This is a genomic window from Micromonospora sp. II (genome assembly GCF_001709195.1).
GTDB lineage: Bacteria > Actinomycetota > Actinomycetes > Mycobacteriales > Micromonosporaceae > Micromonospora > Micromonospora chalcea.
Genome location: NZ_LYXF01000020.1, coordinates 16,189 through 33,962, shown reverse-complemented (window position 1 = coordinate 33,962; position 17,774 = coordinate 16,189). Strand labels below are relative to the sequence as shown.

The 17,774-nt window shown below is 73.7% G+C and carries 20 protein-coding genes and 3 tRNA genes; 18 read left to right on the top strand and 5 right to left on the bottom strand.

Annotation, left to right across the window (positions count from 1 at the left end; translation table 11 throughout):
• The first annotated feature begins 8 nt into the window (after positions 1 to 8).
• The 6 genes from A8711_RS11200 to A8711_RS11175 are packed head-to-tail and all read left to right on the top strand — an operon-like array spanning position 9 to position 3,493.
• Positions 9 to 854 (top strand): type II secretion system F family protein, encoded by an 846-nt coding sequence (locus A8711_RS11200; protein WP_124779077.1) that lies wholly within the window; start codon positions 9 to 11, stop codon positions 852 to 854.
• A 23-nt stretch (positions 855 to 877) separates the two neighbouring features.
• Positions 878 to 1,087, top strand: coding sequence for a hypothetical protein (locus tag A8711_RS11195; protein ID WP_013283462.1), 210 nt, complete (start codon positions 878 to 880; stop codon positions 1,085 to 1,087).
• A complete protein-coding gene (locus A8711_RS11190) occupies positions 1,087 to 1,569 on the top strand; it encodes a TadE/TadG family type IV pilus assembly protein (RefSeq protein ID WP_069088178.1) in 483 nt (160 codons plus the stop codon). Before A8711_RS11195 ends, A8711_RS11190 begins: the two co-directional genes overlap by 1 nt.
• Entirely contained in the window at positions 1,566 to 2,039 is a 474-nt protein-coding gene (locus A8711_RS11185) for a TadE/TadG family type IV pilus assembly protein (protein ID WP_069088154.1), read from the top strand. The genes A8711_RS11190 and A8711_RS11185 overlap by 4 nt, the downstream gene beginning before the upstream one ends.
• Positions 2,036 to 2,467, top strand: a complete 432-nt coding sequence (locus A8711_RS11180; protein ID WP_043327511.1) for a hypothetical protein — start codon at positions 2,036 to 2,038, stop codon at positions 2,465 to 2,467. Before A8711_RS11185 ends, A8711_RS11180 begins: the two co-directional genes overlap by 4 nt.
• A gap of 15 nt (positions 2,468 to 2,482) precedes the next feature.
• The gene (locus A8711_RS11175; RefSeq protein WP_064448357.1) at positions 2,483 to 3,493 is read left to right on the top strand and encodes a LysM peptidoglycan-binding domain-containing protein; all 1,011 of its coding nucleotides are present in this window, start codon (positions 2,483 to 2,485) and stop codon (positions 3,491 to 3,493) included.
• A 1-nt stretch (position 3,494) separates the two neighbouring features.
• Here the strand turns inward: A8711_RS11175 and A8711_RS11170 are convergent, their stop codons facing one another.
• The gene (locus A8711_RS11170) at positions 3,495 to 4,346 is read right to left on the bottom strand and encodes a Rieske 2Fe-2S domain-containing protein (RefSeq protein WP_030500629.1); all 852 of its coding nucleotides are present in this window, start codon (positions 4,344 to 4,346) and stop codon (positions 3,495 to 3,497) included.
• Positions 4,347 to 4,456: 110 nt separating this feature from the next.
• Between A8711_RS11170 and A8711_RS11165 the strand changes: the two genes are divergently transcribed.
• The 3 genes from A8711_RS11165 to A8711_RS11155 are packed head-to-tail and all read left to right on the top strand — an operon-like array spanning position 4,457 to position 5,893.
• The gene (locus A8711_RS11165; RefSeq protein WP_030500628.1) at positions 4,457 to 4,666 is read left to right on the top strand and encodes a type II toxin-antitoxin system VapB family antitoxin; all 210 of its coding nucleotides are present in this window, start codon (positions 4,457 to 4,459) and stop codon (positions 4,664 to 4,666) included.
• The gene (locus tag A8711_RS11160) at positions 4,663 to 5,088 is read left to right on the top strand and encodes a PIN domain nuclease (protein ID WP_043327514.1); all 426 of its coding nucleotides are present in this window, start codon (positions 4,663 to 4,665) and stop codon (positions 5,086 to 5,088) included. The genes A8711_RS11165 and A8711_RS11160 overlap by 4 nt, the downstream gene beginning before the upstream one ends.
• Before the next feature lie 40 nt (positions 5,089 to 5,128).
• On the top strand, positions 5,129 to 5,893 hold the full coding sequence (locus A8711_RS11155; protein WP_069088153.1) for a crotonase/enoyl-CoA hydratase family protein: 765 nt from the start codon (positions 5,129 to 5,131) through the stop codon (positions 5,891 to 5,893).
• 4 nt (positions 5,894 to 5,897) lie between these two features.
• Here the strand turns inward: A8711_RS11155 and A8711_RS11150 are convergent, their stop codons facing one another.
• Positions 5,898 to 7,382 (bottom strand): NAD(P)/FAD-dependent oxidoreductase, encoded by a 1,485-nt coding sequence (locus A8711_RS11150; RefSeq protein WP_069088152.1) that lies wholly within the window; start codon positions 7,380 to 7,382, stop codon positions 5,898 to 5,900.
• A 92-nt stretch (positions 7,383 to 7,474) separates the two neighbouring features.
• On the opposite strand from A8711_RS11150, the gene A8711_RS11145 reads away from it, so the two are divergent.
• Positions 7,475 to 8,575, top strand: coding sequence for a serine hydrolase (locus tag A8711_RS11145; RefSeq protein ID WP_069088151.1), 1,101 nt, complete (start codon positions 7,475 to 7,477; stop codon positions 8,573 to 8,575).
• A 355-nt stretch (positions 8,576 to 8,930) separates the two neighbouring features.
• Here the strand turns inward: A8711_RS11145 and A8711_RS11140 are convergent, their stop codons facing one another.
• Both A8711_RS11140 and A8711_RS11135 read right to left on the bottom strand, forming a co-directional pair.
• The gene (locus A8711_RS11140; RefSeq protein ID WP_069088150.1) at positions 8,931 to 10,253 is read right to left on the bottom strand and encodes a deoxyribodipyrimidine photo-lyase; all 1,323 of its coding nucleotides are present in this window, start codon (positions 10,251 to 10,253) and stop codon (positions 8,931 to 8,933) included.
• Positions 10,250 to 11,176, bottom strand: a complete 927-nt coding sequence (locus tag A8711_RS11135) for a phytoene/squalene synthase family protein (RefSeq protein WP_069088149.1) — start codon at positions 11,174 to 11,176, stop codon at positions 10,250 to 10,252. The genes A8711_RS11140 and A8711_RS11135 overlap by 4 nt, the downstream gene beginning before the upstream one ends.
• Before the next feature lie 64 nt (positions 11,177 to 11,240).
• Between A8711_RS11135 and A8711_RS11130 the strand changes: the two genes are divergently transcribed.
• The 8 genes from A8711_RS11130 (at position 11,241) to A8711_RS11095 (ending at position 16,767) form a co-directional block, all read left to right on the top strand.
• Positions 11,241 to 12,395, top strand: a complete 1,155-nt coding sequence (locus A8711_RS11130; RefSeq protein ID WP_069088148.1) for a polyprenyl synthetase family protein — start codon at positions 11,241 to 11,243, stop codon at positions 12,393 to 12,395.
• Between the two features lie 29 nt (positions 12,396 to 12,424).
• Complete coding sequence (crtI, locus tag A8711_RS11125; protein ID WP_176722794.1) at positions 12,425 to 13,906, top strand: phytoene desaturase family protein; 1,482 nt, start codon at positions 12,425 to 12,427, stop codon at positions 13,904 to 13,906.
• A complete protein-coding gene (gene idi, locus A8711_RS11120) occupies positions 13,903 to 14,496 on the top strand; it encodes an isopentenyl-diphosphate Delta-isomerase (RefSeq protein ID WP_043327521.1) in 594 nt (197 codons plus the stop codon). The genes crtI and idi overlap by 4 nt, the downstream gene beginning before the upstream one ends.
• Positions 14,486 to 15,433 carry a MerR family transcriptional regulator gene (locus A8711_RS11115; protein ID WP_064448346.1) on the top strand — a complete coding sequence of 316 codons (948 nt, stop codon included), beginning with the start codon at positions 14,486 to 14,488 and terminating at the stop codon, positions 15,431 to 15,433. Before idi ends, A8711_RS11115 begins: the two co-directional genes overlap by 11 nt.
• A 75-nt stretch (positions 15,434 to 15,508) precedes the next feature.
• Complete coding sequence (locus tag A8711_RS11110) at positions 15,509 to 16,294, top strand: polysaccharide deacetylase family protein (RefSeq protein ID WP_069088146.1); 786 nt, start codon at positions 15,509 to 15,511, stop codon at positions 16,292 to 16,294.
• Positions 16,295 to 16,437: 143 nt separating this feature from the next.
• Positions 16,438 to 16,510 (top strand) — tRNA-Glu (locus tag A8711_RS11105).
• Between the two features lie 33 nt (positions 16,511 to 16,543).
• Positions 16,544 to 16,617 (top strand) — tRNA-Asp (locus A8711_RS11100).
• A 76-nt stretch (positions 16,618 to 16,693) separates the two neighbouring features.
• Positions 16,694 to 16,767 (top strand) — tRNA-Phe (locus A8711_RS11095).
• A gap of 63 nt (positions 16,768 to 16,830) precedes the next feature.
• On the opposite strand, the gene A8711_RS11090 is transcribed toward A8711_RS11095, so the two are convergent.
• On the bottom strand, positions 16,831 to 17,727 hold the full coding sequence (locus A8711_RS11090) for a LysR family transcriptional regulator (RefSeq protein ID WP_069088145.1): 897 nt from the start codon (positions 17,725 to 17,727) through the stop codon (positions 16,831 to 16,833).
• Positions 17,728 to 17,774: the final 47 nt, after the last annotated feature.

Below are 17,774 nucleotides of genomic sequence, written 5' to 3'. Positions count from 1 at the left end.
ACTGGCAGATGGCGATCGCGGTCCTCGGCGGGTGCGCGGTCGGGCTCGGGCTGTTCCTGGTGGTACGCGAGGCGCTGCCGGCCACCCCGGCGCTCGGCCCGGCGCTGCGCCGGCTGCACCAGCCGCCCGGGCAGGCCCCGGCCGCCGGCGCCGGACCGGACTGGCTCGGCGGGTTCGCCCGCTGGCTGCGCCCGCCGCACCGGCAGCTCGCCCTGCTCGACCGCACCCCCGAGCAGTACGCGCTGTCTGTGCTGCTCTCCGCGCTCGTCGGGTTCGCCACCCCGGCGGTCGCCTCGGCGGTGCTCTTCGTCGGCGGGGTGGCGCTGCCGCTGGCCGTGCCGGTGGTGGCCAGCCTGGGTCTGGCGCTCGGCGCCGGACTGCTCGCGCACCGCTCGGTCCTCGCCAAGGCCGACGCCGCCCGGGACGAGTTCCGGCAGGCGGTCTGCACCTACCTCGACCTGGTGGCGCTGCAGCTGTCCGCCGCGCACGGCCCGGTGCAGTCGCTGGAACGCGCGGCGGCGGTCTGCGACGGCTGGGTCTTCGACCGGATCCGGGAGGCGCTGCGGCTCGCCCAGCTCCAGATGCACTCGCCCTGGGACGAGTTGCAGGAGCTGGCCGACCGGATCGGCATCCCGGAGCTGGGCGACGTGGGCGCGATCATGCGCTCCTCCGGCAGCGAGGGCGCCCAGGTGCACGAGACGTTGCGGTCCCGTGCCGACTCGCTGCGCGACCAGATCCGTACCGACAACCTGGCCCGGGCCGAGGGGGTCACCAGCAAGTTGGACATCCCCGGCTCGCTGCTGGTGTTCGTCCTGCTCGGCTTCGCCGTCTATCCGTTCCTCGCCCGTCTGTGAACCCCATCGAGAAGGAGACGACCATGCACCTCTACGCCTACCTGTACGTGGCGGTGAGCACCCGCCTCGCCGAGCTGCGCCGGGACTCCGAGCGCGGCGACAGCCCGGTGCCGACCGCGGTGATCATCTTCGGCCTGGTCGCGGTGGCCATGGCGGTCACCGGGCTGGCCCTGGCCAAGGCGAACAACTGGATGAACGCCATCCCGAACAACACGGCGCCGCAGGCCCCGTGATGCCCCGCCCCGCCCGTACGGTCCGGAGCCGGCCGGCGCCCGCCGGCCGGCCCGCCGGTCCGCCCGGTCCGGGGCGGATCGCCGCTGCTCTGCGCGCCCGTCTGGCCGAGGGTGAGCGGGGCGCCAATCCGGTCGAGCTGGCCGTGGTGATGCCGGTGATCCTGGTGATGCTGTTCGGCTCGATCCAGGTCGCCGTCTGGTTCGTGGCCCGGTCCACGGCGCTCAACGCCGCGCAGACCGGTGTGAACGCCCAGCGCACGATCGACGCCGGGCCGGACGCCGGCCGGGAGCGGGCGATCAGCTTCCTGCAGCAGTCCGGGGACTGGCTGGTCGGCTGGGAGCAGACCGGCCCGACGTGCGTCGAGACCGCCACCGCCGTCACCTGCACGGTGCAGGGGCGCTCCCTGTCGGTCATCCCGGGTGTCTCGTTCGCGGTCACGCAGACCGCGCACGGCCCGGCCGAACGCTGGACCACCGGATGAGCGCCGGGCCGCGGCGGGACCGGGGTTCCGTCTCGATCGAGGTGGCGGTGCTCGCGCCCGCCTTCATCGGACTGATGGTGCTGGCCGGGGTCGCCGGGCGGACCGCGATCGCGGACGAGGCGGTGGAGTCGGCCGCTCACGACGCCGCCCGGGCGGCCTCGCTCGCCCGCAACGCCGACGACGGTGCGGAGGCCGCCGAGGAGGCGGCCCAGGACCAGCTCGGCTGGGCGGGACTGAACTGCACCGGTCCGCCCCAGATCGATCTCGCGGGCTCGGTGGCCGGGACGACGACGAGCTTCGCCGCCGCGTACGCAAGCGCCGCAGGCGTGCCGGCGAGCGTGACTGTCACTGTGACCTGCACCGTCTCCTTCGACGACCTGAGCGCGCCCGGCCTGCCCGGCGTGCCGGGCGGCAAGACCGTCTCGGCGAGGTTCACCTCGCCGCTGGACACCTACCGGAGTCGCGGATGACCGGGCGGCGCGCGGCGGAGAACGGCCGGGTGAGTCTCTTCCTGGCCGTGGCGATGACCGGCGTACTGGCGATCATCAGCCTCGCCTACGACGGCGCCGGCCAACTGCGCACGCTCCAACGCGCGGACAACCTGGCCGCCGAGGCAGCCCGCGCCGGCGGCCAGATGATCGACCGCGCGCGGGCCATCGAGGGCGGCCCGAAGCAGATCGACCAGGTCGCCGCCCGCGCCGCTGTCGCCGCCTACCTCGACGCGGCGGGCGGCGTCCAGGACCACGAGGTCGACTTCCCCGTGGTCGGCGCCGAGACCCAGATCCGGGTGAGCGTGCAGATCACCTACAGCCGGGACCTGCTGAGTCTGTTCGGCGTGCAGAAATCCGCCACCGTCACCGGTGAGGCCACCGCTCGGGCGCTCACCGGCCCACCGTAGGAAGGGAAGGCCGCCATGGGCGCACCCCGACGCTCCCCCGTCCGCCGCGCCGGCCAGGTTCTCACCGGCCTCGGCGCCCTCGTCGTGCTCGTCGGCGTGCTGGCCGGCGGGCCGGTCGCGCTGCTGGCGTTCGCCGGCAACCCGCTGCCGGATCACCTGCCCACGTTCGCCGAGATCGGTACGACGTTGACCAGCCGCGACGACGGTCAACTGTTCCTGCGCGCGCTGGCGGTGGTGGGCTGGTTCGGCTGGGCCACGTTCGCGTTCTCCGTCGTGGTGGAGTTGCTCGCGGCTGCGGTACGCCGGCCGGCGCCGAAGCTGCCCGGCATGCACCGCCAGCAGAAGGCCGCAGCCGCGCTCGTCGGTTCGGTCGCGCTGATCCTGGCCGCGAGCCCGGCCGCGGCGAGCGCCGCCGCGCTGACCGCCCCGCAGCCGGCGGTCGCCGCTTCTGCCGTCACCGCGCCGAGCCGGGTCGCGCCGCCGGCCCCGGTCGCGTCGAAGGCGGACGACCCGGCCGTGTACCGGGTGGCGAAGGGCGACTACCTGGGCGAGGTGGCCGACCGCTACCTGGACGACTTCGACAGGTACAAGGAGCTGGCCCGGCTGAACCGGCTCGCCGACCCGGACCGGATCCGCCCCGGCCAGCTCATCACGCTGCCGGACGGCGCGACGGACTCCGGCGCCCGGCGGCACGCCACCGGACGGCTGGTGGTCACCAAGCCGGCCCAGACCGCACCGGTCAAGCCGGGTGGCGGCGGCGCGTCGTCGAGCGCGCCGCAGGCGAAGCCGAAGCCCACCCCGCGGGATGCGACGCCCACAGTGGAGGCGCCGGTCGGTCAGCCGCCGGCCATGTCGGCGGGCGCGTCCCGGCCCACCGCCGAGGAGGGCATCAACCGTCCGCTCGCCATCTCGGCGGTGCTGGCGGTCGCGAGCATCGTGGGCGCGCAGATCGGCGCGCTGCTGGGGTTGCGCAAGCGGCCGGTGCCCGCCCGCGCGGGTTCCAGCGGGCGGCACCGGCGGGACTGAGTCAGGGCAGCCGGGCCTCGACCCGGCCGGACACCACGCGGGTGGGGAGCACGATCTGGTCGTTCGCGGCCGGGCCGTGCACCACCTCGCCGCCGTTGAGCCGGAACGCGCTGCCGTGCCAGGGGCAGACCACGCAGGCGTGGCCGTCGATCTGCTCCACAGTGCCCTCGCCGAGCGGGCCGCTCTGGTGCGGGCAGCGCTCCAGCATGACCGTGACGTCGTCGCCGTCCCGGTAGAGGATCACCGAGACGTCGTCGATCTTCTTGGTGACCAGCTCGTGCCGGGGCAGGCTGCCCAGATCGCCGACCCGGTGCCAGCCGTCGCTGATCAGGTGCAGCTCGGAGACGCTCTGGCTGGCCTGGGCGCCCTGCTTGTACGCGAGGTGCCCACCCAGGTACGCGCCACCGCTGGCGGCGGACAGACCGAGGTAGGACAGCGCCCGGCCGAGGCCGTGCCGCCCGTTGAGGCGGGCCGCCAGCGAGCCGGCGTACAGCGCCAGGCCGACCGTGTTGGCGGCGGCGTGCACCAGGCCGATCCGGCGCTGGTCGCGGGAGAGCGTGGCCCAGTCGTTGAGCCCGGCGACCGCTGCGGGCAGCGCGCTGACCGTACCGAGACCCACCAGCGCGGTGGCGGCCCGGCGCTGGCCGGGCAGCAGGTCCACCACGGCGGCGGAGATCCACGCGCCGACCGGCACCTGCACCATCGCGGGGTGCAGCGGATGGCCGAGCCACACGCCGTGCAGCGCGTCGCGTACCCGCTGGGAACGCAACGTGCCCTGGACGGCGCGCTGCAACCGGTCACCCACCCGGTCGAGACCGGTGGCCTGTTCGATCTTCGTCAGTAGTTCGCGCACCCGTTCCGACTTCCCGGCAGGAGAGCCCCCAAACCGGACGCCCCGGAATTCCCTCGCACGACCTCCGCGCTGGATATACTCGGGCGGCTGGTCGTATATAGGGAGCCGCGATGACCAAGATCCTGGTGGACGTCGACGACGAGGCGCTGGCGGATGCCGCCGAGGCGTTCGGCACGAAGACCAAGAAGGACACGGTGAACGTCGCTCTCCGCGAGGGCGCGGCGCGACTGCGCCGCGCCCGGGCACTGGCGGAGCTGGCCGAGCGCGGGCAGGCCGGTGATTTCGACGAACTGCTCGACAAGGGTGCCTACCGCTCGTGAAGCTGGCCGACTACCTGATCGACACCAGCGCCCTCGTCCGGCTCCTGCGTGATCCCGACGTGCTGGCTCGCTGGGAACAGCAGGTGACAGCGGGTCTGCTCGCCGTGTGCCCGCTGGTCGAGCTGGAATTCCTCTACACCGCCCGCTCGGTCGCCGACCGGGCGCGCCTGACCGAGCAGCTCCGTGCCGCCTTCGGCTGGGTGGTCATGCCGGACCGGATCTACGAACGCGCCGCCGAGATCCAGGGCGAGCTGACCGCGCGGGGCACGCACCGCTCGGCGGGCGCGGTCGACCTGCTCATCGCCGCCACCGCCGAGTACCACGGCCTCTCGCTGCTGCACTACGACCGGGACTTCGACCAGGTCGGCGCCGTCACCGGCCAGCCGATGCGCTGGCTGACCCGACCCGGCTCGATCAAATAGGGCGTAGCCACGGCAGCGCCGTCGCGGGCATGCTGAGCCCATGGGGGTACGCGTCGAGCACGCCGGTGCCGTGACCACTGTGATCCTGGACCGGCCCGAGGCCCGTAACGCCGTGGACGGGCCGACCGCACGAGCGCTGGCCGACGCGTTCCGCGCGTTCGACGCCGACCCGGACGCGGCGCTCGCGGTGCTCTGGGGCGCGGGCGGCACGTTCTGCTCCGGCGCCGATCTGAAGGCCGTCGGCACGCCGCGCGGCAACCGCGTCGAGCCCGAGGGGGACGGACCGATGGGCCCCACCCGGATGCGGCTGTCCAAGCCGGTGATCGCGGCGATCTCCGGGTACGCGGTGGCGGGCGGGCTGGAGCTGGCGCTCTGGTGCGACCTGCGTATCGCCGAGTCGGACGCGACGCTCGGCGTGTTCTGCCGCCGGTGGGGCGTACCGCTGATCGACGGCGGGACGGTCCGGCTGCCCCGGCTGATCGGCGAGAGCCGGGCGATGGACCTGATCCTCACCGGACGCCCGGTCGGCGCCGACGAGGCGTACGCGATGGGTCTGGTCAACCGGCTGGTCGCGCCGGGTGGGGCCCGCGCGGCGGCCGAGGAACTGGCCGCCGCGATCGCCGGGCATCCGCAGACGTGCCTGCGCAACGACCGGGCGGCGGTGCTGGACGGCGCGGGGCAGCCGGAGCCGGAGGCGATGGCCACCGAGCTGGCCTACGGCATGGAGTCGCTGGCGGTGGACGGGGTACGCGGCGCCGGCCGGTTCGCCGCCGGGGCCGGCCGGCACGGTGCGCCGGCCGGCTGAGGCGTCACTTCAGGGCGCGCAACGCGTCCTCGATGGCCCTGTGGAACGTGGGGTACGCGTAGATCATGTGCCGGAGCTGGCTGATCGGCACCGCCGCGTGCACCGCCACGACGAGCGCGGAGAGCACCTCGCCGCCGGCCGGTCCGGCCGAGGTGGCCCCGATGAGCACGCCCTGGTCGGCGTCGGCAACCAGCTTGATGAACCCGGCGTTGCCGGTCTTGTGGATCCAGCCCCGGGCCGACGAGGTGAGATCGGCGTATCCGACCTGGACGTTGACGCCGCGCTCGCGGGCCTGCTGCTCGGTGAGGCCGACCGCGCCGACCTCGGGGTCGGTGAACGTGACCCGGGGCAGCGCCCGGTAGTCGGCGACCGGGACGCTGCCCGGCGCGACGCTCGACCCGCCCGCGCTCATCGCGCCGCCGACCGAGCTGACCACACCGGCCGCGCCGCCGACCACGCTCGCGGTGCCGCTGGCGTCCGGGCCGCCCTTGGTACGCCGCATGTGGTCGAGGACGTCGGCCACCACGATGCCGGCCTGGTACATGGCGATGTGGGTGAACGCGCCCTCGCCGGTGAGGTCACCGACCGCCCAGATCCCGTCGGTGACGTGCATCCGGTCGTTCACCGGCAGGTAGCGCTGCCCGGCGTCCACCCCGACCGTGTCCAGGCCCAACTCCTCCAGGTGCGCCTTGCGGCCGGTCACCACGAGCAGCTTCTCGCCGGTGAACTCGGCGCCGTCGGCGTACACGGTGAACGCGCCGCCGTCGTGGCCGACCCGGCCGGCCTTGACCCCGGTGTGGATCTCCACCCCGTCGGCGCGCAGCGCGTCGGCGGCGAGCGCTGACGCCTCCGGCTCCTCGACGGCGAGCACCCGGTCGGCCGCTTCGATCACCGTCACCCGCACGCCGAACCGGGCGAAGACCTGCGCGAGTTCCAGCCCGATCGCGCCGCCGCCGAGCACCAGCAGCGACGCGGGCAACTCCTCCACCTCGATGGCCTGGTGATTCGTCCAGTACGGCGTGTCGGCCAGCCCGTCGATCGGCGGGACCGAGGGCCGGGTGCCGGTGCCGAGGACCACGCCGTACCGGGCCTGGAACACCTGGTCGCCGACGCGTACCCGGTTCGGGCCGTCGAGCCGTCCGCTGCCCCGGACGAACCGGCCGCCCTTGCCGGTGAAGCGGTCCACCGCCACCTTGTCGTCCCAGGTGTCGGTGGCCTCGGCCCGGATCCGCTTCGCCACCGGCGCCCAGTCCGGCTGCACCTGGGCGGACCCGGCCAGCTCGTTGACCCGGTGCGCCTCGGCCAGCGCGTTCGCCGCCCGGATCATCATCTTGCTCGGCACGCACCCCCAGTAGGGGCACTCGCCGCCGACCAGGTCCCGTTCGATGCCGACCACTGTGAGGCCGGCCTCGGCGAGCCGTCCGGCCACCTCCTCGCCGCCGACGCCGAGCCCGACCACTACTACGTCAACCTGTTCCGGCTCCGCCATTCCGCAAGCATTCCGTACCTTCGGGACACCGGCCACCGTACCGGCCCCGAATTCCCGCGCTCGTCACGAACGCGACCGCCTACCGTGGCCGCATGCACACGCGCTTCAACCCGGTCCGGGACTGCTTCCACGACCTGTTCGTCACCGGCCGGGAGACCGGCGCGTCGCTGGCGGTGTGGCACGACGGCGTACCGGTGATCGAGCTGATGGGCGGCACGGGGGCGGCGGTCCCGCCCAGTGCGGTCGTGCCGATGGCAGGGGCGGACCGCGCGTGGCGTCCGGACACGCTCGTGGACGTCTACTCGACCGGCAAGCCGGTGGTGGCGCTCTGTCTACTGCTGCTCGTCGACCGGGGCCGGGTCGATCTGGACGCGCCGGTGTCGGCGTACTGGCCGGAGTTCCGCACCCCGGCGACCGTCCGGCAGGTCCTCGCCCACACTGCCGGGCTGCCCGCCTTCCCGGTGCCCCGGCCCGCCGCGGCCATCGCCGACTGGGGCCTGCTCTGCGCCGACCTGGCGACGGCCGAGCCGGAGTGGGACCCGGGCGCCGTCGCGGGCGAGCACGCCTGGACGTACGGGCACCTGGTGGGCGAGTTGGTCCGCCGGGTGGACGGGCGGCCGGTGGGCCGGTTCCTGGCCGAGGAGATCGCCGGTCCGTGGCGCCTGGACCTGGCCTTCGGGCTGGGTGAGACCGACCGGCGGCGGTGCGCCGACCTGTCGTACGCCGATCCGGCCTGGCCGGACGCGATGCGCGGCGAGCCGGGTTCGTTGCGGGCGCGGGCGCTGGACAACCCGCCCGGCGGGCGCGACGTCGCGATGGTGAACAGCGACCTCTGGCGGGCCGCCGAGATCCCGGCGGTGAACCTGCACGCCACCGCCGCCGGGCTCGCCCGGCTGTACGCGGGCCTGCTCGCCGGCGGCACCCTGGACGGGGTACGTCTGTTCAGCCCGGAGCTGGTCGCCGAGGCGACGCGGGTGCAGTATTCCGGGCCGGACCTGCTGCTGGACCGGCCGGTGGACTGGACGCTCGGCATGCAGTGGGAGCCGGACGGCAGCTGGGGCATGGGCGGGATCGGCGGCAGCAGCGCCTGGGCCGACCCGGAGCGGGGCTACACCTTCGCGTACGCGACCGCCCGGCTGGCCGACCACGATCGGGTGGAGGAGCTGGTCGAGGCGCTGCACTCCTGCCTCTGACGGTTAGTCACGTTCTGTGATTCCGGCGCGTCGTCACGCAGCGCATTCGGCCGGCAGTCGCGCCTGGCTTCCCCTTTTCCGACTTTGCTCTGCACCCATTGGCGCAGCACCGAGTTGAGCAGCGGATTTCCGCTAGGTCCGAAATCCGCGAGAGGCCCGCACCGGTCACGTTCCGCAACGGGTGCGGATATGGCTGCAGAGCAAAGTCGGCGGAGGTGGATAGGCGCGGGCTAGAGGTGCAGTCACCCGCAGTAATCGTGGGCGCCGTGCTGCGGCCCGCGCGGGCCGCCAGCGACGTTGGGCTCGTGTGACGTTCGCGCTCGTGCGCGGGCGGCGGGCGGCGAGGGGGAGGGCGTCAGCGGAGCCAGACCGGGTCGGCGCCGGGCACCTCCAGCGGCGGCGGGTAGTCGAGCGTGCGACGCACAGCGTCGGGCAGCCGCCACGGCTGGTGCACCGCCTTGCCCGCCACCGATTCCAGCTCCGGCACCCACCGCCGCACGTACGCGCCGTCGGGGTCGTAGCGCTCGGCCTGCCGTACCGGGTTGAAGCCGCGGTACGGCCGGGTGTCGTTGCCGGTGCCGGCCACCCACTGCCAGTTGCCGGAGTTGTTGACCCGGTCGCCGTCGAGCAACCACCGGAAGAAGACTTCCAGGCCGGGCCGCCAGTCCAGCCCGAGGTGCTTGGTCAGGTAGCCGGCGGTGATCAGGCGGGCCCGGTTGTGCATCCAGCCCTCGGCGCGCATCTGACGCATGCCGGCGTCCACGATCGGCATGCCGGTCCGTCCCTCGGTCCAGGCGTCGAGCGCGTGCTCGTCGTACCGCCAGTCCTCCCGGGCGCCCCGCCGGTAGGCGGCCGTGGACAGGTCCGGGAATCCGGCGACGACCTGGTGGTAGAAGTCGCGCCAGCAGAGCTGCCGGACGAACGGGCCGTCGCGGTCGCCGGCCCGGGTCGCCACCGCCAGCGGGGAGACGCAGCCGAAGCGCAGGTACGGGCTGAGCCGGGAGGTCTCGTCGCCGGCCATGTCGTCGTGGATGTCGTCGTACCGATGGAGGGTGGGCAGCCAGGCGGTGAGCCGGCGGCGGGCGGCGTTCTCCCCGCCCACGGCGGCGGCCGGGCTGTCGCCCTTCGGCGGGTCGGGCAGGCGGCCCGGGTCGACGCCGTCGGGCAGCCGGACCCGCTTCGGCGCGGCCAGTTCGTCCCGCAGGCGCACGCCCTGCCAGGCTCGGAAGTAGGGGCTGAACACGCGGTAGTGGTCGCCGCCGCTCGGGCGCAGCGCGCCCGGCTCAACGATCGTCAGGCCGGGGAACAGCCGCAGGAACATGCGGTGCCGGTCGCACTCGGCGCGCAGGCGGCGTTCCCGGCGGCGGGCGTAGTGGCTGACGTCGGCGGAGAGCCCGACGCCCTCGGCGCCCACCTTCCGGGCCAGCTTCACCGTCTCGGCCACCGGGTCGCCGCGCCTGATCACCAGGTCGCCGCCGCGCTTGCGCAGCGCCTCGCGCAGGTCGGCCAGGCTCTGGTGCAGGAAGCGGGTGCGGTTCGGCGAGAGCTTCTGCAACTCCGGGTCGAGCACGTAGAGCGGCACCACCCGCTCGAACGCGGAGCAGGCGGCCGCCAGCGCCGGGTGGTCGTGCACCCGCAGGTCGCGGGTGAACAGCACGACCGCCGTCCGGCCGGTCATCCGGCCAGGGCCGGTTCCAGCGCCGGGCCGGGCACCTGAACCGGCGTGCCGGGCGGGGTGAGCAGCGCCCGCGCGGCCACCGCCATCCGGCGCCGCTGCGGCACCAGGGCCCGGCTGACGAAGACGTCGTAGTCCTGCGCGGCGACCTCGTCCAGGATGCCGCCGTAGAGCGCGTACGCGGTGCGCATGCACGCCTGCGAGGCGGGGTTGAGGAGCGGGATGCCCGGCGCGGCGGCGAGGTAGTGGGCCTGCGCGCGGGTCACCTCGTACTCGATCAGCTCGCGGATGCGCGGCGTGGTGCGACCGGCGGCCTTGGCCGCGACGAGGTCGGCGCGGGTGACGTCGAACTTGGCCAGATCCTCGTCGGGCAGGTAGGTCCGGCCCCGGTCGAGGTCCTCGGCGACGTCCCGGATGAAGTTGGTGAGCTGGAAGGCGAAGCCGAGCTGGCGGGCGGGCTCCCGGGCGGCGGCCGGGTCGGAGCTGCCCAGGATCGGCAGCATCATGGTGCCGATGACGGCGGCCGAGCCCTCCATGTAGTCGAGCAGGTCGTCGTAGGTCGGGTACGACATCACCGTCAGGTCCATCGCCATGCTGCGCAGGAACGACGCGAAGTCGTCGCGGTCCAGGTCGAACACGGCGATGGTGTGCAGCACGGCGGGGAGCAGCGGGTCGTCGACCGACGCGCCGTGCAGCCCGGCCACGAATCGATCCGACCACTCGCGCAGCCGGGCCGCGCGCTCGGCGGGCGGCAGGTCCTCGGTGCGGTCGACGATCTCGTCCGCGTAGCGGGTGAATCCGTACAAGGCGTGCACATGTCGCCGTTTCCAGGCGGGGAGCAGCCGGGTGGCGAGATAGTAGGTACGGCCGTGACGCCGGTGCAGCTCGCGGCAACGGTCATAGGCGGCGGCCAGATCCACGTCCATCGGCCCTCCTCAGTTTCGACGCAGCAATCGACGCAACTCGTAACCCTAGGGTACGCTCGCCCACATGGCCAACGACGCAGTTGCGGGTAATGCGCTCCGCGTCGCGCCGGCTCAGGCCGGGGCGACGGACGATCCGGTCCGCGGCGTACTGGCCGCGTTCACGAAAGACCTGATCAAAGGGGTCGATGAGACGCTGGTGGCGTTCCTGGCCGCGGAAGTCGATTCGCTGACCGAGATCGACGCAGCGATGGGTGCATTCGCCGCAACCGCGCGCGACTGCGTGCTGGCCGGCGGGAAACGGGTCCGGCCCACGTTCGCGTACTGGGGATGGCGGGGCGCTGTCGGCGGGGAGGAACCGATGTGTTCGGTGCTCCCGGCCCTGTCCGCCCTCGAACTGCTGCACACGTTCGCGCTCGTGCACGACGACGTGATGGACGCCTCCGACACCCGACGCGGGCTGCCGACCGCGCACCGGGCCGCCGCCGCCCGGCACCGCGCCGCCGGGCACGCGGGCGACCCCGACCGGTACGGCGAAGCGGTCGCCGTCCTCATCGGCGACCTCTGCATGGTGTGGGCCGACCGGCTCATGGGCCACGCGGCGGTCCCCGCCGAGCGGCTGCTCGACGTGCGCCGCTGCTACGACCAGATGCGGGTGGAGACGGTCGCCGGGCAGTTCCTGGACGTGCTCGGCGAGAACGACGCGGGGAACTGGACCGTCGACCGGGCGCTACGGGTGGCCCGGTACAAGACCGCCAGCTACACCGTCCAGCGGCCGCTGCTCTTCGGCGCCTGCCTGGCCGGCACCGACCCGGACGACCCGCTCATCGCCGCGTACACCCGGTACGGGCTGGCCGTCGGCGAGGCGTTCCAGCTCCGCGACGACCTGCTCGGCGTCTACGGCGACCCGGAGACCACCGGCAAGCCGGCCGGGGACGACCTGCGTACCGGCAAGCCGACCGCGCTGCTGATGCTGGCCCGGCAACTCGCCGACCCGGCGCAGCGCCGGGCGCTGGACCGGGCCGGCTCGGTCACCACGGCACGCGACGTGGACCGGCTTGCCGACGTGGTCCGCGACACCGGCGCCACCGCCCGGGTGGAACGGATGATCGCCGACCGGGTCACCGAGGCGCTCGCCGCGCTCGGCACCGCACCGATCGACGAGACCGCGCGCACCGCGCTGACGGGTCTCGCCACCGCCGCCACGGCGCGGCGGGCATGATGAGCAACTTCGCGAGCAAGGGGGCCGGAATGCGTACCGTCAAGGGACGGACCGACCGGGTGGTGGTGGTCGGCGCCGGGCTGGGTGGACTGGCGTGCGCGCTGCACCTGGCCGGCAGCGGCCGGCAGGTGACGGTGCTGGAGCGCGAGCCGGTGCCCGGCGGGCGCGCCGGGCGGCTCAGCGTCGACGGGTACGAGTTCGACACCGGTCCGACCGTCCTCACCATGCCCGACCTGATCGCCGAGGCGCTCGGCGCGGTCGGCGAGGAGCTGGCCGACTGGCTCGACCTGAGCCCGCTCGACCCGGCGTACCGCGCCTACTACCCGGACGGGTCGACGCTCGACGTCATCACCGACACCACCCGGATGGCGGCCGAGATCGCGCGTGTCTGCGGCCCCCGGGAGGCGGACGGCTACCTGCGTTTCGTCGACTACGCCCGCAACCTGTGGCAGTGGGAACGGGCCGACTTCATCGAGCGCAACCTCGACGCGCCGACCGACCTGCTCACCGGCAACCTGCTGAAGTTGTTCGCCAACGGCGCCTTCCGGCGGCTCCAGACGAAGATCAACCAGTTCTTCCGCGACCCGCGTACCCAGCGGATCTTCTCCTTCCAGGCCATGTACGCGGGCCTGTCGCCGCACGACGCGCTGGCGATCTACGCGGTCATCGCGTACCTCGACTCGGTGGCCGGTGTCTGCTTCCCGCGCGGCGGCATCCACGCGGTCTCCCGCGGGATGGCCGGCGCGGCCGAGAAGCACGGCGTGCAGTTCCGGTACGGCACCACGGTGACCCGGGTGGAGACCGCCAACGGCCGCGCCACCGGCGTGATCACCTCCGACGGCGACTTCGTCCCCGCCGACACGGTGGTGCTCAACCCCGACCTGCCGGTCGCCTACGAGGACCTGCTGCCGCCCAGCCGGCAACGCAAGCTCACCTACTCGCCGTCCTGCGTGGTGCTGCACATCGGTTCGACGCAGGGCTATGGCAAGATCGCCCACCACAACATCCACTTCGGGCGCTCCTGGAAGGGGACGTTCGACGAGGTGATCCGCCGAGGCGAGCTGATGACCGACCCGTCGCTGCTGGTGACGAACCCGAGCCGCACCGACCCGTCGGTGGCGCCGGCCGGGAAGCACACCTACTACGTGCTGGCGCCGGTGCCGAACCTGGAGCGGGCGCCGTTCGACTGGACGGGCGACCTCACCCAGCGGTACGCCGACCAGCTCGTAGGCACGCTGGAGGAACGCGGATACGTCGGCTTCGGCGACGGCATCGAGGTGATGCGGGCCGTCACCCCGGCCGACTGGGCGGCGCAGGGCATGGCCGCCGGCACGCCGTTCGCCGCCGCGCACAGCCTCTTCCAGACCGGGCCGTTCCGCCCCTCCAACCTGCACCGGAAGCTGGACAACGTGGTCTTCGTCGGCTCCGGCACGCAGCCGGGCGTGGGGGTACCGATGGTGCTGATCAGCGGCAAGCTCGCGGYGGCCCGGATCACCGGGGCGACGGCATGAGCGAGCGGGAGGAACACCTGGTCGAGCTGGTCGGCGACGACGGGCAGGTGCTCGGCGAGACCACCGTGGCGACCGCCCACCAGCCACCCGGCCGGCTGCACCGGGCCTTCTCGGTGCTCCTGGTCGACCCGCAGGGGCGGGTGCTGCTGCAGCAGCGGGCCGCGGTGAAGACGCGGTTCCCGCTGCGCTGGGCGAACTCCTGCTGCGGGCACCCGCTGCCGGGCCAGTCGCTGACCGAGGCCGCCAACCGGCGGCTCGGCGAGGAACTCGGCGTCGGCCCGGTCGAGCTCACCGAGGTGGGCGTCTACATCTACTACGCCGAGGACCCGGCGACCGGCCGCGTCGAGTTCGAGTACGACCACGTGCTGCGCGCCGACGTACCCGCCGACCTGGTGACGCGGCCCGATCCGGACGAGGTGGCCGAGCTGCGCTGGGCCGACCCCGGCGCGGTGGTGGCCGACCTGGACGCCGACCCCCGCGCGTACGCCCCGTGGCTGGGCGGCGTGGTCAACCGGCTGCTGCATCCGGCGGGCCCGGCCCGGCCGGGCGTCGCGGCCTCCGAGGCACCGGAGCGGTCGGGTGGCCGATGAGGCGCTGAGCGCGGGGGCCGTGGCACGCCGGTTGGGTGTGGCGGTCACCACGCTGCGCACCTGGCACCAGCGGTACGGCCTCGGTCCCAGCGAGCACGTGCCGGGCCACCACCGGCGCTACACGCCCGCCGACCTCGCCCGCCTGGAGATCATGCGCCGGCTGACCACCGAGGGGGTGGCGCCCGCCGAGGCGGCCCGCTGGGCCCGGCAGGCCCCGGCCGTGCCGCCGCCGGACCGGCTCGCGCTCAAGGCACGGACCTCGGCGGTACGCGACGGCGGCGGCACGACCATCCCGGTCGGCCGGGCCGGCCCCGCCGCACGGGGGCTGGCCCGTGCCGCGATGCGCCTGGACTCGGTGACCATCGCGCGGACCATCGCCGAGGCGCTCGCCGCCGACGGGGTGGTGGCGACCTGGGAGGGGCTGCTCCGGCCGGTGCTCACCGGGATCGGGGAACGGCACGCCGCCACCGCCGGCCTGATCGAGGTGGAACACCTGATGTCCCGGTGCGTCTCGGTGGCGTTCGCCACGGTGATCCGGGCCCACCCGAACGGCGGACCGCCCCGGATCCTGCTCTCCTGCGCCGACGAGGAACAGCACTCGTTGCCGCTGGAGGCGCTCGCCGCCGCGCTCGCGGAGGCCGGTGTGAGCTGTCGCATGCTCGGCGCCCGGGTGCCGTTGCCCGCCCTGGTGGAGGCGGTCAACCGGACCGGGCCGGCGGCCGTGGTCCTCTGGTCGCACACCCGCGCGACCGCCGACCCGTGCCAGCTCACCGCGCTGCTGACCGTCCCCCGCCGGCCGCTGCTGGTGCTCGCCGCCGGGCCCGGCTGGCGGGCCGACTCGCTGCCGGCCGGGGTGGTCCGGCCAGTGGATCTGGCCGAGGCGCTCTCCCTCGCCCTGGCGGTACGGGACTCGCTGGACCAGTCGACGAAGGGCTGACGGCCCTTTTCGCTCCGGGGCGCGTCCACTACGGTCGGAAAGTCCGTCTGACCCCGACCCCTCCGGGAGCGACGAATGCGTCCACGCGCCCTGCCGGCGCTCGCCCTGGGCCTGGTGCTCCTCGTCACCGCCTGCGGCGAAGCCGGCAAGTCACCCGATCAGGCGGCGGCCTCGCCGTCGGTCTCGGCGTCGCCGTCGCCCGTGACGAAGCCCTCACCGACCCCGACCGCCACCCCCAGGAAGCCGAAGCTGCGCCCGGTGCCCAAGAAGCTCCCGGCGGGCCTGCACCGGGCCAGCGGGAGCAGCGGGGTGGCGCTCACCTTCGACGACGGACCGGATCCCCGCTACACCCCGCAGATCCTGGCCCAGCTCCGGGCGGCCCGGGTCACCGCGACGTTCTGCGTGGTCGGCCAGCAGGCCAAGCGCTACCCGGAGCTGGTGGCCCGGATCGTCCGCGAGGGTCACCAGCTCTGCAACCACAGCTGGCACCACGACGTGAACCTCGGCCGGYGGTCGGCCACCGAGATCCGGGCCGACCTGGAACGGACCAACGACGCCATCCGCGCCGCCGCGCCCAAGGCGCCGATCACCTGGTTCCGCCAGCCCGGCGGCCGGTGGACCGCCGAGGAGATCGTGGTGGCCCGGCAGATGGGCCTGCGCCCGCTGCACTGGAGCGTGGACCCGCAGGACTGGGACCACCCGCCGGCGAAGACGATCATCAAGCGGGTGAAGGGCGCCACCCGGAACGGCTCGATCGTGCTGATGCACGACGCGGGCGGTGACCGGGCCCAGACGATGGCCGCGTGCCGGCACCTGATCCCGGACCTGAAGCGGCGGTACGGGATCGCGCGACTACCCTGACCTGCGGTTTTGCCCGGCGTCGCGGCCATGCCCATACCGGTTTGGCCGTCCGTGCAGACATGACATATGCTTCTCCTGCCTCCGGCGGGGCCGGATGGGAGCAAGTCCGCTTGAAGTTGCGAGTGTGCAATGATGGCGGGGCCGCCCTCATCGTCTAGCGGCCCAGGACGCCGCCCTTTCAAGGCGGTAGCACGGGTTCGAATCCCGTTGGGGGCACGGTCCGGCTCGCGCCGGATGCAACACCAGCCAGGTCCTGTGGAGCAGTTGGAGTGCTCGCCGCCCTGTCAAGGCGGAGGTCGCGGGTTCAAGTCCCGTCAGGACCGCAAGCGCTGACGCCGCGCAGCTCAATGCGCGGCGTTCTGCGTATCGGCTCATGCGGTAGCATGTGCCGAGCACCACGGCCAGGTAGCTCAGTTGGTACGAGCGTCCGACTGAAAATCGGAAGGTCGGCGGTTCGACCCCGCCCCTGGCCACATAGCCTTTCGCCGGGCTACAGGAACGCCGACCAGCGGATACGCAGGTCGGCGTTCTGCTTTTCAGCCCAGGCGGGCCGCCTCCGCCCGCAGGTGCTCCAGGAAATGCGTGACTGCCGGCGGCGGCGTCCTGCCCCGCACGGTCGCCGCGAATATCTGCCGTACCGACTCGTCGTCCGGGTGCAGGCGGAGCAGGGCGATGTCCGGCGGGGTTCCGCGTACCGCCAGGGCCGGAACCAGGGCCACCCCCAACCCGGCGGCGACGCATCCCAGCTTGCCGGTCCACTCGGCCGCGACGATGTCGATGCGCGGCGAGAAACCGCTGGGCAGGCTTGCGCGGAGCAGGCTGTTCTCCGCGGTGGCCGAGCCCACGACGAACGCTTCCGGGGCGAGGTCCGCCAGGCGCACCGAGCGGCGGCGCGCCAGCCGGTGGTCACGCGCGACCGCGACCAGGAGCCGCTCGTCGAGCAGGTGTCGCAGGTCGAATCGTTCGCGGTCCAGCTCGCCCGTGGGCGAGGTGCTGACCACTGCCACATCCGCCTCCTCGGCGAGCAGGCGCTCCAGCAGCCGCGGCGTCACGCCCTCGACCAGCGACAGCGAGACCTCCGGGTAGGCCGAGCGGAACGACGCCATCGCCCGGGGTACGAGGGCCGCGACAGCGGTCGGGAAGGCGCCCACACGCAGCCGCCCTCGGCCGAGCCCGCCCAGGTCGTCGAGGTCACGCCGGGCCGCGGCGAGCCGGTCGAGGACCGCCTCGGCGTGCGGGAGCAGCTCTCGTCCCTCCTCGGTGAGGGCGACGCCGCGGGGCAGCCGGTCGAAGAGCCGGGCGCCGATGTCGGCCTCGAGCGCGGCTATCTGCCGGGAGACAGCCGACTGGGTGAAGCTGAGGGCGCGCGCGGCGGTGGTGATCGAGCCGTGCCGCGCGACGGTGCGGAACACCTCCAGCAGCTGAGTCTCCATGGGCAGGCATGGTAATCACGCATGGCAGGCATGCAAGACATTCGTTG